Origin of the sequence: Pseudomonas sp. AA-38, assembly GCF_029457475.1 — a bacterium.
Taxonomy (GTDB): Bacteria; Pseudomonadota; Gammaproteobacteria; order Pseudomonadales; family Pseudomonadaceae; genus Aquipseudomonas.
This window is the reverse complement of record NZ_CP120359.1, coordinates 3,509,453-3,523,949: the sequence shown is the minus strand read 5'-3', so window position 1 is coordinate 3,523,949 and position 14,497 is coordinate 3,509,453. Positions and strand designations below refer to the sequence as shown.

The following is a 14,497-nucleotide window of genomic DNA, read 5'->3' as shown; positions in this document are numbered from 1 at the left end:
CTTTACGAATTCGATGGGTCGCGAATCTGCGGCCCAGGTGATGAACCACCGCCATCGCCACCACGAAGGGTGTGGGCGACCGTGCTGGTGGCCTGTGAGAGTTGTTGCCTGCGCTGCAGGCGCCTGGCCCAGTCGGGCTGTTTGGCTGGGGCCGCCGATGAGCCAGCGGCGGCGGACGTTCCACCAGCCGCAGTACCGCCGGCTGCAGCTCCAGAGGGCACACCAGCCAAAGAACGGGCTCCACCCATGGCCAGGCGCGCCGCACTGGGCGCCATGCGTGCACCGGCCAGCACCGCGCCGCCGATACCTGTTGCTACTGCAGCAGCACCTGCTGCCATGCCTGCTGCGCCGAGTGCAGTACCGGCTGCTGCACCAGCACCCAGTTGCGGTGCGCCAGAGACCAACCCGGTGGCAATGCCCGGCCCGAAGATTCCCAGGCCGAGCAAGGCCAGCGAGGCGAGCATGACCACCAACGCATGGTCGATGGAGGGCTCGTCCGGTACGGCCTGGAACTCGGCGAACAGCCCGCTGCCAATGCCGACGATCACCGCCAGCACCAGCACCTTGATGCCGGCCGCGACCACGTTGCCGAGCACCTTCTCGGCGAGAAAGGCGGTCTTGTTCCACAGCGCAAAGGGCACCAGCACGAAGCCGGCGAGGGTGGTCAGCTTGAATTCGACCAAGGTCACGAACAGCTGAATGGCCAGGAAGAAAAAACTGACGATCACCACCAGCCAGGCCAGAAACAACACCAGGATGCTGTGCAGGTTGCTGAAGACTTCGGGAAAACCGCTGAGGCTGCTGATCTGCTCAAGCAGCGGCCCTCCGGCATCAACCCCAATCGCGGCCAACCGCCCTGGCTGCAGAAACTCCGCATGACTCAACCCGGAACCTGAGGCCAGCAGACCCAATCCGGCGAAGGAGTTGAAGACGATCTTCGCCAGGGCATTGAAGTTGCCGATGATGAAGGCGAAGGCACCGACATAGAGGGTCTTGCGGATCAGTTTGGCGCTGACATCCTCACCGCCCATGGCCCAGAACAGCCCGGCCAGGGTCATGTCGATCACCACCAGGGTCATGGTGAGAAAGGCCACCTCGCCGCCGAGCAAGCCGAAGCCGGTGTCGATATAGAGCCCGAACACCTCGAGGAAACGGTCGATCACGCTGACGTCGTTCATCGCACGTCCTCATCGAAGCTCGGCGGGATCGCGGGCAAGTCGGTAGGCCGGAGAAACTCGCCGGGCCGGGCGCATCCGGAGTAGAAGCGCTCGGCCGAATCGTCTTGCCGTGCCACGACGCCATCGTCGCCATGTCCGCAGGCGGCCAGCGCGAGCAGCGGCAGCAGTACCAGGATTTTCATGGGGCGACCTCCCTATCGATAGAACTGCACGGGGTAGGGGGTATAGGGCGTGCCGTTACCCATAAAGCGACGCCGCCGTTCCCGTGCCTCCTCGGCCGCGGCAGCCTGACGGGCAAGCTCCAGGGCGACGGCGCGGTTCTGGGTGATCTGCAGTTGCTGCGACTGGATCGACTGCTTGGCTTGCAAGGCCAGCAACTGGTTGGTGGCCTGGGCAGCCTGCAAGGCGCCACCCGCGGACTGGCTCTGCTGCACCAGCGCGGCCAAGGCGCTTTCATCCACGGCCAGGCTCTGTTTCATCTGAGCCTGTACACGCAGCGCCGTATGCAGCCCGTCGAGGCCCTGTTGCCAGCGTTCGCGTGCTTCTTCTGCCAGGCGTTGGCTGCTGACGTCGCCGGTGTACTCGCTCGGGTAGAGTCGGCTGAACTCCTGATCCAGGCGCTGCACTTCGTAGGCCAGCCCTCGCGCCTCGGCGAGTAGCCGCTCAGTATTGGCCAAGCTCGCGCGCAACTGGCTGACGACGTTGTAGTCCAGGCGCTGCAGGTGACGTGCCTGGTTCAGCAGCATCTGGGTCTCGTTCTGCAACTGGCGAACCTGGTTGTTCGCCATCTCCAGGGTGCGTACTGCAGTCAGGGTGTTCTGCACCAAGTTGGTCGGATCGATTACGGTGAAGGCGTTTACCGGCTTCACGGCCAGCAGGCCCAGTACCAGCAGCGTTGCGCCGGGAAAGCGGTGGGAAGGGGATCTCATGGCAGGCACTCCTTGCGTGACGAGGGATAAGCGGTGAGCAGGTCGGCAGCCCAGTCCAGGCCGCGGTGACGCAGCCAGGCAGGGGCGAAACCGGCGGTGCCGTACGCCAGCAGGATGCGGTCGATCTCACGCTGCTCGACCTGGCTGGCCGAGGCGGCGAAGGCCAGCGCCACCGGCCCCAGATCGAGGTCGAACAGGCGGTTGCCCAGGCGCGACTGATAGTAGTAATCACGCTTGGGCGTGGCCTGGGCGATGATCTCGATCTGCCGGTCGTTGAGGCCGAAGCCATGGTAGATGCCGCGGATCTGCGGCTCGCCCGCCTGTGGGTTGGGCAGGAAGATGCGGCTGGCGCAGCTCTCGATGATTGCCGCAGCGATGCTGGAATCCTTGATGTCGGCCAGTGACTGGGTGGCGAAGATGACGCTGACGTTCTTCTTGCGCAGGGTCTTGAGCCACTGGCGGATGCGCGCGGCGAACAACGGGTCGTCGAGAAACAGCCAGGCCTCGTCGAGGATGAGCAGGGTCGGCGCGCCGTCAAAGCGTTCCTCGAAGCGGGCGAACAGGTAGCTCAGCACGGCGGCTACCGCCGCCTTGCTGTGCATCAGCTCCTCCATCTCGAAACACTGCACGTCGGCGCTGCCCAGACGATCCTGGTCGGCATCCAGCAATGCGCCATGCGCGCCGCCCAGCACATAGGGTTGCAGCGCCTGGCGCAGGGCGTTGTCCTGCAGCAGCACCGAAAAGCCGGTCAGTGTGCGCTGCGTCTCCGGTGCGCCGGCCAGGCTGTCCAGCGCCGTCCACAGCGCGGCCTTCTGCTCGGGGCCGACGGCCACACCTTCCTGCAGCAGGCGAGCCTCCAGCCACTCGGCGGCCCAGGCTCGGTATCCCGGCTGATCGATGCGCGCCAGAGGCTGGAAGGCCAGGTCGCCGTCGCCTCCGAGGTCGTAGTGCTCGCCACCCAGGCCCAGCACCGTTGCGCGCAGCGAACGACCCATATCGAAGAGAAACAGGCGCGAGCCCGGGTAGCGGCGAAATTGCAGGGCCAGGGTCGCCAGCAACACCGACTTGCCCATGCCGGTGGGGCCGGCCACCAGGGTGTGGCCGACATCGCCGACGTGGGTGACCAGGCGAAACGGCGTGGCACCATCGGTGCGGGTGATCACCAATGGCGGGCCATCCAGATGTTCGTTCCGCGCGGGGCCGGCCCAGACTGCCGAGACTGGCATTAGGTGCGCCAGGTTGAGAGTGGAGATCAGCGGCTGACGGACGTTGGCGTAGGCGTTGCCGGGGATCGACGAGAGCCAGGCCTCCACCGCGTTGAGACTCTCGGCGATGGTGACGAAGCCGCGGCTCTGGATCACCCGCTCGACCCGGCGCAGCTTCTCGTCGGCGACCTGGGCATCGGCATCGCTCACTGTCACGGTGGCCGTCACATAGCCGAAGGTGACCTGGTCGGCGCCAAGCTCCTGCAGCGCCGCGTCGGCGTCGCTGGCCTTGTTCGCCGCGTCGCTGTCGAGCAGTGGGCTTTCCTGCTGAAAGATCGCTTCGCGCAGCAGCGCCAGGACGCCCTTGCGCTTGGCGAACCACTGCCGGCGCAGGCGCACCAGTTCCTTCTCGGCCTCGTCCTTGTCCAGGCAGATGAAACGGGTTGACCAGCGATAGGCGAAGCCCAGGCGGTTGAGGTCGTCCAGCACACCTGGCCAGGTCGAGGTCGGGAAGCCACGTACCGACAGCACGCGCAGGTGCTGCTCACCGAGACGCGGCGCCAGGCCGGTGGTCAGCGGGTTGTCAGCCAGCAGGGCATCGAGGTGGAAGGGCACCTCGGGCACAGCCAGCCGCTGGCGGTGGGTGGAAACCGTGGCATGCAGGTAGGTCAGCGTCTGGTCGTCGTCGAGCCAGGCGAGTTCCGGCATCACCCCGCCCAGCAGATCGAAGAAGCGATCCGTCTCGGCGACAAAGGCGGCCAGCCGCTCGCGCCAGTCGACGCCGCGTTGTGCACGGTGCTCGTAGAGCAGGCCGGCGGCACGCGAGCGCGACTCCTCCGGCGGCAGGTAGAGCAGCGTCAGGTGATAACTGCTCTCGAAGTGGCTGCCCTGGGCCTCGAAGGCGGCGCGGCGCTCCTCGTCCACCAGCCAGGACAAGGGTTCAGGAAAGTCGCTGTCCGGGTAGTTGGCTGCCGCTAGGCGCTCGGCCTCGATAAACAGCGCCCAGCCCGAGCCAAGGCGACGCAGGGCATTGTTCAGGCGCGCCGAGGTGGCCACCAGCTCGCCCTGGGTGGCGCTGTCCAGGTCTGGCCCGCGAAAGCGTAGGCTGCGTTGGAACGAACCGTCCTTGTTCAATACGACGCCGGGTGCGACCAGGCCGGCCCAGGGTAGCCAGTCGGCGAGTTGGGCGGAGCGGCGCTGGTATTCGGTGAGGTTCAACATGGCGGCCTCCTCACACATCCAGCAGCGACGGCTGCTTGATGTGCCGGGCAAAAACCTGCAGAAACTGCGGGTCCAGGCGGGCACCCCACACCGCCAGCGAGTGGCCGACCAACCAGAGCGCCAAGCCCGGCAGCCACAGCTGCAGGCCCAGGCCTACCACTGCCGCCAGAGTGCCGTTGAGGATCGCCACGTTGCGTGGAGCGCCACCAAGAAGAATCGGCTCGGCCAGCGAACGGTGCAGCGGCACCTCGAAACCGGGGATGAGGTCGCGCTCGCCGTTCATACGATCACCGCCCCGCCAGCAAAGCTGAAGAAGCTGAGGAAGAACGACGACGCGGCGAAGGCAATCGACAGGCCGAAGACAATCTGGATCAGCTTGCGAAAGCCGCCGCTGGTGTCGCCGAAGGCCAGCGTCAGGCCGGTAGTAATGATGATGATCACTGCGATAATGCGCGCCACCGGACCCTGTACCGAGTCAAGGATCGATTGCAGCGGTCCTTCCCATGGCATGCCGGAGCCGGCTGCGAGCACAGGCAGGGAGGCGCCCAGGCATAGGACACCGAGCATCAAGGCGCCGATGAGGCGACGACGATTAGCAACGCGGGGATGGCAGGCAGTCATGACTGTTTTCCTGGGTTGGCGAAGGAATGAATGCGGGGGCGATGGACGTGAGTTGATAGCCGCGCTCGTCATAGCCGGTGACGCGGGCGATCTGCTGGACATGGCGCGTGCGGCCACGCCCGGCGAGAAACACCACCAGGTTGACCGCCTCGGCGATCAGCGCCCGCGGCGCGGTCAAGGCGACTTCCAGAATCAGTTGCTCCAGGCGCAGCAGTGCGCCCTGTGCAGATCCAGCGTGAATGGTGGCGATACCGCCGGGATGGCCGGTGCCCCAGGCCTTGATCAGATCCAGTGCCTCACCGCCGCGCACCTCGCCGACCACCACGCGGTCGGGGCGCAAACGCTGCGTGCTGCGCACCAGATCAGCCATGGAGACCACGCCAGGCTTGGTGCGCAGAGCAACGTGATCGAGGGCCGGACACTGCAGTTCGACCGTGTCCTCCAGCACCAGCACGCGGTCACCACTGCCGGCCACCTCGGCCAGCAGCGTGTTGGCCAGGGTGGTCTTGCCGCTGCTGGTGCCGCCGGCCACCAGGATGTTCTGCCGCTCGTGCACTGCCACGCGCAGGTATTCGGCTTGCGCGGCGCTGAGAATGCCGTCGGCCACGTACTGCTGTAGCGGGATGACGCCGGCGGCGCGTTTGCGCAGAGCGAAGGTCGGCCCAGCCACTACGGGCGGTAGTACACCTTCGAAGCGCTCACCAGTCTCTGGCAACTCTGCACTCAGCAGAGGCTTGTTGCGATGTACCTCCTGGCCGACATGCGCAGCCACCAGGCGGATGATCCGTTCACCATCGGCAGCCGCTAGCGTGCCTAGATGGGCGCGGCCAGCGGACAGTCGATCCAGCCAGAGCGCGCCGTCGGGGTTGAGCATCACCTCGACCACGTCCGGGTCGTCCAGGGCGGCAGCGATCAGTGGGCCCATTGCCGTGCGCAACATGCGCGTGCGCCGATCCAGAGAAGTTGCCGCCGCACTCAGCACAGGGGAAGAGGCGACAGTCATGGGCGCTCTCCCGAGACCTGAGCCTCTGCCTGAACCTCTTCGTGCACGTCTCTGACCAGGCTGCGTCCGCGCTGCAGGTGGCGCCCCAATTGCTCGACGAACTGGCTGAAGCGCAGCTTGCCCTGCGCGCGTGCTGCTTCTTGGTGAGCCTCGGGTACAGGTGTGCTGACCGTGAGGTAGTAGCGCACATACAGCGCCACAGTCTCGATCAGGATGTGCTGGTCGCGCTCCAGGCGCTCGAACTGACTTGACAGGCGATCCAGGCGTTTGGCCATGGCCACCTCGCGCTGCTCGCCGGACTCGGGCGACAGCCAGGAGGCCAGCGCCGCGGCGATGATTGAGGACTTCGACACGCCCTTGGTGATCGCCAATTCGTTCAGGCGCTTGGCATGCTCAGATTGGATAAATAGGTTGAGGCGGGCTCGGCTCATAGGGCTATTCCATCGTCAGGGTCGAGGGCTGCCAGCCGCGCCACGCGTTGCAGGCGTGGGTCCGGCTGGGTGGGGAAGGGGGCGGGAATGTCGTCCTCGTCGAGCAACAGCAGGTCGCTGGTCAGCTCGTCGTGATTTGGCAACTGGGCGAGTTCCGCCAGTTCGGGCTGACGGCGTGGGCCGCCGTCCTCGACGGTCTCGTCGTCGTCCAGATCGGTCGTCGACACAGCAACGGACGCAGGCACGGCCAGGCCGCTCCAGTCGTCTGGGCGTGTCGCTGGTACGTCTGCGTAGCGGCCCGGCTGCAAGCGCGGCGCCGGCAGTACCCGGCTCTGGAAGTTGGTGTCGGTGAAGTAGCGCAGCTTCTTCGCGCGGATCGGTGCGAGACCTGAGAGCATCACCACGGCCTCGTCGCTGGGCAGTTGCATCACCTCACCTGGAGTCAGTAGTGGACGAGCGGTTTCCTGGCGCGACACCATCAGATGGCCCAGCCAGGGCGCCAGACGGTGGCCGGCGTAGTTGCGCTGCGCGCGCAGTTCGGTGGCAGTGCCGAGGGTCTCGGAGATGCGTTTGGCGGTGCGTTCGTCGTTGGTGGCGAAGGTCACCCTCACATGGCAGTTGTCGAGGATCGAATGGTTTTGGCCGTAGGCCTTGTCGATCTGGTTCAGCGACTGCGAGATCAGGAAGGCGCGCAACCCGTAGCCGGCCATGAAGGCCAGGGCCGTCTCGAAGAAATCCAGACGTCCCAGCGCCGGAAACTCATCAAGCATCAGCAGCAGTTTGTGCCGGCGCTCGATGCCGTCGGAGCCGTCGAGCGACTCGGTCAGGCGTCGGCCGACCTGATTGAGGATCAGACGGATCAGTGGCTTGGTGCGGCTGATATCCGAGGGCGGCACGACTAGGTACAGCGACACCGGATGCTCGGCCGAGATCAGGTCGGCGATGCGCCAGTCGCAGCGCGAGGTGACCTCGGCCACTGTCGGGTCGCGGTACAGACCGAGGAACGACATTGCAGTGGACAGCACGCCCGAGCGCTCGTTGTCGCTCTTGTTCAGCACCTCCCGCGCGGCCGAGGCCACCACCGGATGCGGTGCATCGCCCAGGTGCGGCGTGGTCATCATCCGGTGCAGGGTCAGCTCGAAGGTGCAGGCCGGATCGGAAAGGAAGTTGGCAACGCCGCGCAGAGTCTTGTCCTGGCCGGCGTAGAGTACGTGCAGGATGGCGCCGACCAGCAGCGCATGGCTGGTCTTCTCCCAGTGATTACGCCGCTCCAGCGCACCCTCAGGGTCGACCAGGATGTCGGCGATGTTCTGTACGTCGCGTACCTCATGGGCGCCGCGACGCACTTCCAATAGTGGGTTGTAGGCTGCCGAGGCCAGGTCGGTGGGGTTGAACAGCAGGCAGTGAGAGAAGCGTGAACGCCAGCCGGCGGTCAGACTCCAGTTCTCGCCCTTGATGTCGTGGATGACCGCCGAAGCGGGCCAGGAGAGCAGGGTGGGTACCACCAGGCCGACGCCCTTACCCGAGCGCGTCGGCGCGAAGGTCAGCACATGCTCGGGGCCTTCGTGACGTAGGTACTGATCGTCGAACTGGCCGAGGAACACACCCGCTGGTTGGGTCAAGCCAGCCTTGCGCACCTCATCGGCATCGGCCCAGCGCGCCGAGCCGTAGGTGGTGACCTGTCGTGCCTGGCGCGCCCGCCAGATCGCCATGCCGATGGCCACCACCAGTGCCAGCAGGCTGCTGCAAGCGGCGATGCCGCCGCCGACGTTGAAGACCTCCGGCGCATAGGCATCGAAGACGAACCACCACTCGAACAGACGCCAGGGGGGATAGACCGGCGTGCCCAGCAACTCGAACCAGGGCGCGCCAAGGCGAGCCTGGTAACCGAGCGCAGCAGCCGTCCACTGCGTGGCACCCCACACCCCGGACAGGGTAATGGCCAACACCACCAGCACCTGGCCGTACAGCACCGTCGTCGCTTGCATCCCTGAATCCAACCTCCCTGACATAACGCACGGCACGCCGATGTGCCGCGGGCGAGAGGTTCGGTACTGGGGGAGGAGGGGTCAAAGACCGTTTCGGCGAGGACTAAGAAGGTAGGGGCAACACAGCAGGCTGGGGCGGTCGGTGGAAAAGCTCAGCAGGGTGTGTACACGAGGTAGATGTCTATCCGAAGCTGCGCCTGGCGACAGGCAGAAACCGGCCACAAGCGGTCCTTGGAGCTAGCCCGATTGAAAGGTTTTGGGGTTCTGTGAGATCGCCATGTCATTCAGGGATGGCTGAAGACTGCAAGTAATTTTGATATGTTATTCCGTAACGATATCCTTGCGAGATAGCCTCAATGCACCGCTTACTGACCCACTTCTCCAGCGTGATGCTGGGATTGCTGTTCGCTGCGCCTGCCTTTGCAGAAGTCCGCGTACTGACCAGTATCAAGCCTCTCCAGTTGATTGCCGCTGCCGTACAGGACGGAGTCGGCAAACCCGGTGTACTCCTGCCGCCAGGGGCATCTCCCCATCACTTCACACTGCGTCCTTCTGACATTCGCAACGTGCGAGAGGCAGACTTGCTCTACTGGATCGGGCCGGATCTTGAAACGTTCCTGCCAAGAGTTCTGGAAGTCCGTAGGGCAATGACTCTGGCTGTCCAGGACATCAGTGGGCTGCACCTGCGTCGCTTTGGTGAAGAACATCGGCACGACGAAGAACCCGCTGACGAGCACGAAGAGGAGCACACTGATGTGCATGACGAAGGGACAGAGGCTGGCGAGCACGACGAACTACATCGCCCAGGGGCACTTGATGCTCACCTCTGGCTTGATCCCGACAATGCACGCAAGATCGCTTCGCGTATGGCGAGCGATCTGTCCAGCATCGACCCTGCGAACGCTGCTCGCTACCAGGCAAATCTGGCAGCATTCGATCAACGTCTGGCGGCCATGGACGAAAAGATCGAGGATCGCCTCAAACCGTTGGCCGGCAAACCCTTCTTCGTCTTCCATGAAGCTTTCGACTACTTCGAGGAGGCATTCGGCCTGAGGCATGCAGGGGTATTCGCTGTAAGCGCCGATGTTCAGCCAGGTGCGAGAAAAGTTGCCGATATGCGCAAGCGCTTGGAACTGGCAGGAGCCAGCTGCGTGTTCAGCGAGCCGCCCATTCCGCCTCGTCTGGCGCAGACGCTCAGCGAAGGGTTGCCAGTAAGGCTGGCCGAGCTTGATCCGCTTGGCTATGACGTGAAGGTCGACGCGTTGGGCTATGAGCGTCTACTGGAGGCGCTGGGGAGCAATCTGGCCGGTTGCCTGGAGCGGCTTTAAGATCATCGCACGACGCTGGCAGAACCGGCCCCATGAGGGGCCGGTTTTGTTTTCAGATCACGCGTTTGATGGCGATGTAATCTCCTTGGGTGCGCAGAGTGACGGTGACCGACTTGTCTGTTCGGTTACGCCAGAACCAGCCGTGCTTGCCGTCGAAAGCCGCCTCCAGAACGCCACTGTCTTCCGGGGTGAAGCGCCCTTTGCCGTACCCGTGGTAGAAGTCGCGCGGTGCGTTGTAGGGGTCGCCGTGGGTGTCGTAGTTGACCTGGCCGCCATTGGCCGTCCAGAAGTAGTTGACCTTGGCGCCCTTGATCATCTCCAGCTTGATTTCGGCGCCCTGGCCGGGAGCCAAGTCAATGCTCATCTCGTGCTTCAGACCTGCCACTTCCGGCGCTGCCGGCGCTACGGGCGCGGACGATTGAGCAACTTCGGTTGTCACCTCGGGGGCTGGCTGCGTGCTGGGCTGAACCACCGCAGGCGCCTGCACGACCAGCGCGGCGACCTCGGCAGCGGCCTCTTCGGCCAGCTGCTGCTTGATCTCGCCCATCTGAGTGAGGCCCAGCATGCGTCCCGCACCAGTCGGGTCGATGGCATATTCCGAAGGCATCACCACGGTGACCAACAGGACGATGGCGACAATCAGGGCAATGACGGTGGAGCGCAGCAACTGCTGACTGCTCGGCAGTTCGTTGAGGCTTGGGGCTTTGCTATTGAACATATGGAAATTCCTTACTGAGAGACGATCAGGCCGGTGAGCTGGTAACCCATCAGCAGGAAACCGGCGCTCATCATGGCAACGTTGGCGGTATAGGCATGGCGCCAGAAGCTGGCGGTACGCCGCCAGTAGCCCATCAGAATGAGGATGGTGCCGAGGGCCAGCAGTTGACCGATCTCGACGCCGACATTGAAGGCGATCAGGTTGGCGATCAGGCCATCCGGCGAGATTTCGAACTCCTGAATCTTGGTCGCCAGGCCGAAGCCATGCAGCAGGCCGAATATCAGCGTGGCCGCACGGGTATCGGGCTGATAGCCAAACCAGCGCTGAAAGGCACCCAGGTTATCCAGTGCCTTGTACACCACCGAAAAGCCGATGATGGCGTCGATCACGTAGGGGCTGATGCTGATGCTGCTTAGCACTCCGAACAGCAAAGTGATCGAGTGGCCGACCGCGAACAGCGTGACATACAGCCCCACGTCCTTCAGGCGGTAGAGGAAGAAGATCACCCCGAACAGGAACAGCAGGTGATCGTAGCCGGTGATCATGTGCTTGGCGCCCATGTACACGAACGGCACCAGCAACACCCCTGTGCTTTCCTGGATGAAGCCTTTGTCGCCTTCGGGAACACCATGGGCAAGAGCCTCTGGCATGCCTATCAGCAACAGAACGAATGCCAATAGGGGGAGCAGGAACGGTCGGCGCAAGGCGCCATTACCGCGAAGAGATAGCGAATGCATAGGTAGATCCTGAGTTGATGAAGTCTGGGCCACGAGGGCCAGAGTCGAAGAGATACTCAGAATCGAGGGGGACGTTCTATCCGCGTGCTGTGGCCACTGGGCAAGCGCAGTGGGCCGGCAGTCAATGGCTGCTCCGCCGCTAGGTATTGAGGCGTCGGCAGCCAGGCCGAGAGGTGCGGGGTTTCATGGACATGGTCGGCCATCAACGACGAGTGCTGATGGTCTCCCCAGAGCTGAAAATCTTGTTCGCTCAGGTCCTCATCATGGCTGTGCTGATGAGAGATGGTGCCCACTTGCGCAATTTTTCCGTAGCCGGAAAACGCATGCCCCGCCCACAGCAACATCGACAGTAGTGCCAGAGCGGAAAGAAATCGGCATGTAGCAATTTGGCTCAGCATCGACGGACTGATTGCGACTCGACAGGAGGATTGCCTGGTTTGACGCATCCCCCCCAGGGGGATAGGATGCGATGGCGATTATCCTTGCACGAGGCTCCGCGATGAGCAAGCACGAACACGAACATCAGCACCAAAGTCATAAGGAAATCATCAAAAGGTTGAAGCGTGCCGAAGGCCATCTGCGCAGCATTGTTGGCATGATCGAAGATGGACGCGCGTGCGTTGACATTGCCCAGCAACTGCATGCGGTTGAGAAAGCGGTGTGTCAGGCCAAACGCACGCTGATTCAGGATCACATCGACCACTGCCTGGAGCACACGGTCGGCGCTCTCACCAACGGTGAGCGGGCGCCACTTGAAGAATTCAAGCAGATCACCAAGTACCTCTGAGCCCCCGCCATGTCGTCCTTTGCCGAACTCTTGCAACAGGGGGCCAGCCAGGCTTGGCTGTATGTTCCCACCGCCATCCTGCTAGGTGCCCTGCACGGCCTGGAACCTGGGCACTCGAAAACCATGATGGCGGCGTTCATCGTGGCGATCCGTGGCTCTGTCCGTCAGGCCATCCTATTGGGTCTGGCTGCGACGGCCTCGCATACAGCGGTGGTCTGGCTGGTTGCCATCGGCGGTATGTATCTGGGTCAAAACCTCGACGCCCAGACGACCGAGCCATACTTCCAGCTAGCCTCGGCGGTTCTGATCATCGGCATCGCCCTGTGGATGCTCTGGCGCACCTGGCGTGGAGAGCAGATGTGGCGCTTCGAACAGGAAGGTGATCATCCTCACTCGCATGACCATGCGCACGACGAAACGCGACGTATCGACACCGGTCACGGGCGCATCGAGCTGTCAATTTTCGAGGAAGGTGTCGCTCCGCGTTGGCGATTACGTACGATCAGCGGTCAGCCCTGGAAGGCCACAGATGCCTGGCTACAGACGACCCGCGCCAACGGCCGCATGCGGCGCTTCGCTTTTACCGAGCGCGATGGCTATTTGGAGTCCGTGGATGAGATCCCAGAACCGCACGAATTCGACGTGCGATTGAGCCTCGGTCATGGTGGCCACTCCCACGACTATGACCTGGCGTTTCATGAACATGCCCATGCAGACCTGGACGGCTTGGAGCTGTCACTGGATGGCTATCAGGACGCCCATGAGCGAGCCCATGCCAACGATATTCGTCGGCGATTCTCCAGCCGCAACGTGAGTACTGGGCAGGTCATTCTCTTCGGCCTGACGGGAGGACTGATTCCCTGTCCTGCGGCTATCACCGTGCTACTGCTCTGCCTACAGGTCAAGGAAGTCACGCTTGGTGCGGTGTTGGTGCTCAGCTTCAGTGTCGGTTTGGCCTTGACCCTGGTGGCTGTGGGTGTAGCGGCAGCCATTGGCACGCGTCATGCCTCCAACCGCTGGCCCTGGTTGGGTGCGGTAGCGCGCCGCGCTCCGTACCTGTCCAGCCTGCTGATCATCGGAGTGGGCATCTATGTCGGCCTGCACGGGTGGGCAGGGTTGAATACCTGAAATGTGGGACTTCTCAGCCTACCTGGGGTTGTTCGTCGCAGCCTTTGGGGCCGCCACTCTGCTGCCAATGCAGTCCGAAGCGGTGTTGACCAGCTTGCTGCTGGCAGGCAAGCAATCTCCGGCCTTGTTGCTGGTAGTGGCTACGGTTGGCAACGTACTTGGCTCGATCATCAACTGGCTACTGGGGCGCTACATCGAGCACTTCCGCCATAAACGCTGGTTCCCGGTAGCGGATGACAAGTTGCTACGTGCTCAGCGGGCCTACCACCGCTATGGGCGCTGGTCACTGCTGCTAAGCTGGGCGCCGATCATTGGCGACCCGTTGACCGTTATTGCCGGCATGCTGCGTGAGCCGTTCTGGAGCTTTCTGCTGATCGTACTGGTGGCCAAGGCGGGGCGTTACCTGGCGCTGGCGGCGTTGGCGTTCGGGGTGTTGGGATGAGGCGCGATGCGGGGCTCGATCTGGTCAAGTGGTTGGCCATGTTCAGCATGCTGATCGACCACCTGCGCTATTTGTGGCCTGACGCTTACGGCCTGTTCATCATAGGTCGTCTCGCTTTTCCGTTGTTCTGTCTGAGCATCGCAGCCAACGTCACCAGAACCCGCCCCGGCGAACTATTCAGCGAAGGAAATGCGCGCTACCTCGGCTGGTTGCTGGTGTTCTCCCTGATTTCGGAATTGCCGTACCGTGAACTCTCACCGGAAAGTGCGACGCTCAACGTGATGCCGACTTTGTTACTTGGTCTGCTGGTCGCTTGGGGCGTCCATCACGCGGACCGGAACAGCCTGCTACTGGCTACTGGAGCGCTGGTCCTTGCGATACTTTTCCATCATCAACTGATGTACGGCTTAGTCGGTGTGATTTTGCCTGCTGCCTTTATGCTTGGGCTGCGAGGCATGCGTTGGTGGTGGCTGCCTGCCGTACTAGCCATTCTGGCCAACAGTCGTAATCGCTGGTTGGAAGGCTGGGGGGTCACACCGGAGACGGTGGCGATGTTCGTTATGGCTGGTGCCGCTGCGCCATTTGGCCTTGCCCTGTTGCGGCAATCCAGCTCTCTCCGTCCTTGGCCTGTTGGACGATGGGGATACTGGTTCTATCCAGGTCACCTGGCAGCCATATACCTGGTGAGCCCCTGAAAGGGCGTTTGTCCGCTTCTGGCCGATTGCAACCTGCCGTATCCTCTGCTTTCGGCCAGAAGCGGCCGATCATGCAGAGACTTAGA

General features: G+C 63.2%; 17 protein-coding genes. 5 read left to right on the top strand and 12 right to left on the bottom strand.

Annotated features, from left to right (window positions below; translation table 11 throughout):
• Nucleotides 1-2: 2 nt before the first annotated feature.
• Genes trbL through PVE35_RS16195 form a run of 9 tightly spaced genes read right to left on the bottom strand, consistent with a single transcriptional unit; the run spans nt 3 to nt 8,576 of the window.
• On the bottom strand, nt 3-1,178 hold the full coding sequence (gene trbL / locus PVE35_RS16235) for a P-type conjugative transfer protein TrbL (protein ID WP_277372382.1): 1,176 nt from the start codon (nt 1,176-1,178) through the stop codon (nt 3-5).
• Complete coding sequence (locus tag PVE35_RS16230; protein WP_074915935.1) at nt 1,175-1,360, bottom strand: hypothetical protein; 186 nt, start codon at nt 1,358-1,360, stop codon at nt 1,175-1,177. Before PVE35_RS16230 ends, trbL begins: the two co-directional genes overlap by 4 nt.
• Nucleotides 1,361-1,372: 12 nt before the next feature.
• Nucleotides 1,373-2,107, bottom strand: a complete 735-nt coding sequence (gene trbJ / locus PVE35_RS16225) for a P-type conjugative transfer protein TrbJ (RefSeq protein WP_074915933.1) — start codon at nt 2,105-2,107, stop codon at nt 1,373-1,375.
• On the bottom strand, nt 2,104-4,533 hold the full coding sequence (gene trbE / locus PVE35_RS16220) for a conjugal transfer protein TrbE (RefSeq protein ID WP_100549547.1): 2,430 nt from the start codon (nt 4,531-4,533) through the stop codon (nt 2,104-2,106). Before trbE ends, trbJ begins: the two co-directional genes overlap by 4 nt.
• 10 nt (nt 4,534-4,543) lie before the next feature.
• Entirely contained in the window at nt 4,544-4,816 is a 273-nt protein-coding gene (locus PVE35_RS16215) for a VirB3 family type IV secretion system protein (RefSeq protein WP_013791229.1), read from the bottom strand.
• Nucleotides 4,813-5,100 (bottom strand): TrbC/VirB2 family protein, encoded by a 288-nt coding sequence (locus tag PVE35_RS16210; RefSeq protein ID WP_266208602.1) that lies wholly within the window; start codon nt 5,098-5,100, stop codon nt 4,813-4,815. The genes PVE35_RS16215 and PVE35_RS16210 overlap by 4 nt, the downstream gene beginning before the upstream one ends.
• A 25-nt stretch (nt 5,101-5,125) precedes the next feature.
• A complete protein-coding gene (gene trbB / locus PVE35_RS16205) occupies nt 5,126-6,094 on the bottom strand; it encodes a P-type conjugative transfer ATPase TrbB (RefSeq protein ID WP_277374900.1) in 969 nt (322 codons plus the stop codon).
• A gap of 59 nt (nt 6,095-6,153) precedes the next feature.
• Entirely contained in the window at nt 6,154-6,588 is a 435-nt protein-coding gene (locus PVE35_RS16200) for a CopG family transcriptional regulator (protein ID WP_277372381.1), read from the bottom strand.
• Nucleotides 6,585-8,576 carry a conjugal transfer protein TraG gene (locus PVE35_RS16195; protein WP_277372380.1) on the bottom strand — a complete coding sequence of 664 codons (1,992 nt, stop codon included), beginning with the start codon at nt 8,574-8,576 and terminating at the stop codon, nt 6,585-6,587. The genes PVE35_RS16200 and PVE35_RS16195 overlap by 4 nt, the downstream gene beginning before the upstream one ends.
• 356 nt (nt 8,577-8,932) lie before the next feature.
• On the opposite strand from PVE35_RS16195, the gene znuA reads away from it, so the two are divergent.
• Nucleotides 8,933-9,904, top strand: a complete 972-nt coding sequence (gene znuA, locus PVE35_RS16190; protein WP_277372379.1) for a zinc ABC transporter substrate-binding protein ZnuA — start codon at nt 8,933-8,935, stop codon at nt 9,902-9,904.
• A 52-nt stretch (nt 9,905-9,956) separates the two neighbouring features.
• Here the strand turns inward: znuA and PVE35_RS16185 are convergent, their stop codons facing one another.
• Genes PVE35_RS16185 through PVE35_RS16175 form a run of 3 tightly spaced genes read right to left on the bottom strand, consistent with a single transcriptional unit; the run spans nt 9,957 to nt 11,757 of the window.
• A complete protein-coding gene (locus PVE35_RS16185) occupies nt 9,957-10,622 on the bottom strand; it encodes a hypothetical protein (RefSeq protein ID WP_003116624.1) in 666 nt (221 codons plus the stop codon).
• A gap of 11 nt (nt 10,623-10,633) precedes the next feature.
• The gene (locus PVE35_RS16180; RefSeq protein WP_003119946.1) at nt 10,634-11,359 is read right to left on the bottom strand and encodes a HupE/UreJ family protein; all 726 of its coding nucleotides are present in this window, start codon (nt 11,357-11,359) and stop codon (nt 10,634-10,636) included.
• Nucleotides 11,360-11,415: 56 nt separating this feature from the next.
• On the bottom strand, nt 11,416-11,757 hold the full coding sequence (locus PVE35_RS16175; protein ID WP_124209411.1) for a hypothetical protein: 342 nt from the start codon (nt 11,755-11,757) through the stop codon (nt 11,416-11,418).
• A 101-nt stretch (nt 11,758-11,858) separates the two neighbouring features.
• Here PVE35_RS16175 and PVE35_RS16170 point away from each other — a divergent pair, with 101 nt between their 5' ends.
• The 4 genes from PVE35_RS16170 to PVE35_RS16155 are packed head-to-tail and all read left to right on the top strand — an operon-like array spanning nt 11,859 to nt 14,411.
• A complete protein-coding gene (locus tag PVE35_RS16170; RefSeq protein ID WP_003116626.1) occupies nt 11,859-12,146 on the top strand; it encodes a metal-sensing transcriptional repressor in 288 nt (95 codons plus the stop codon).
• A 9-nt stretch (nt 12,147-12,155) separates the two neighbouring features.
• Nucleotides 12,156-13,274 (top strand): nickel/cobalt efflux protein RcnA, encoded by a 1,119-nt coding sequence (locus PVE35_RS16165; RefSeq protein ID WP_003116627.1) that lies wholly within the window; start codon nt 12,156-12,158, stop codon nt 13,272-13,274.
• A 1-nt stretch (nt 13,275) separates the two neighbouring features.
• A complete protein-coding gene (locus PVE35_RS16160) occupies nt 13,276-13,716 on the top strand; it encodes a YqaA family protein (RefSeq protein ID WP_003116628.1) in 441 nt (146 codons plus the stop codon).
• Entirely contained in the window at nt 13,713-14,411 is a 699-nt protein-coding gene (locus PVE35_RS16155; protein WP_014596907.1) for a TraX family protein, read from the top strand. The genes PVE35_RS16160 and PVE35_RS16155 overlap by 4 nt, the downstream gene beginning before the upstream one ends.
• The last annotated feature ends 86 nt before the right edge of the window (nt 14,412-14,497 follow it).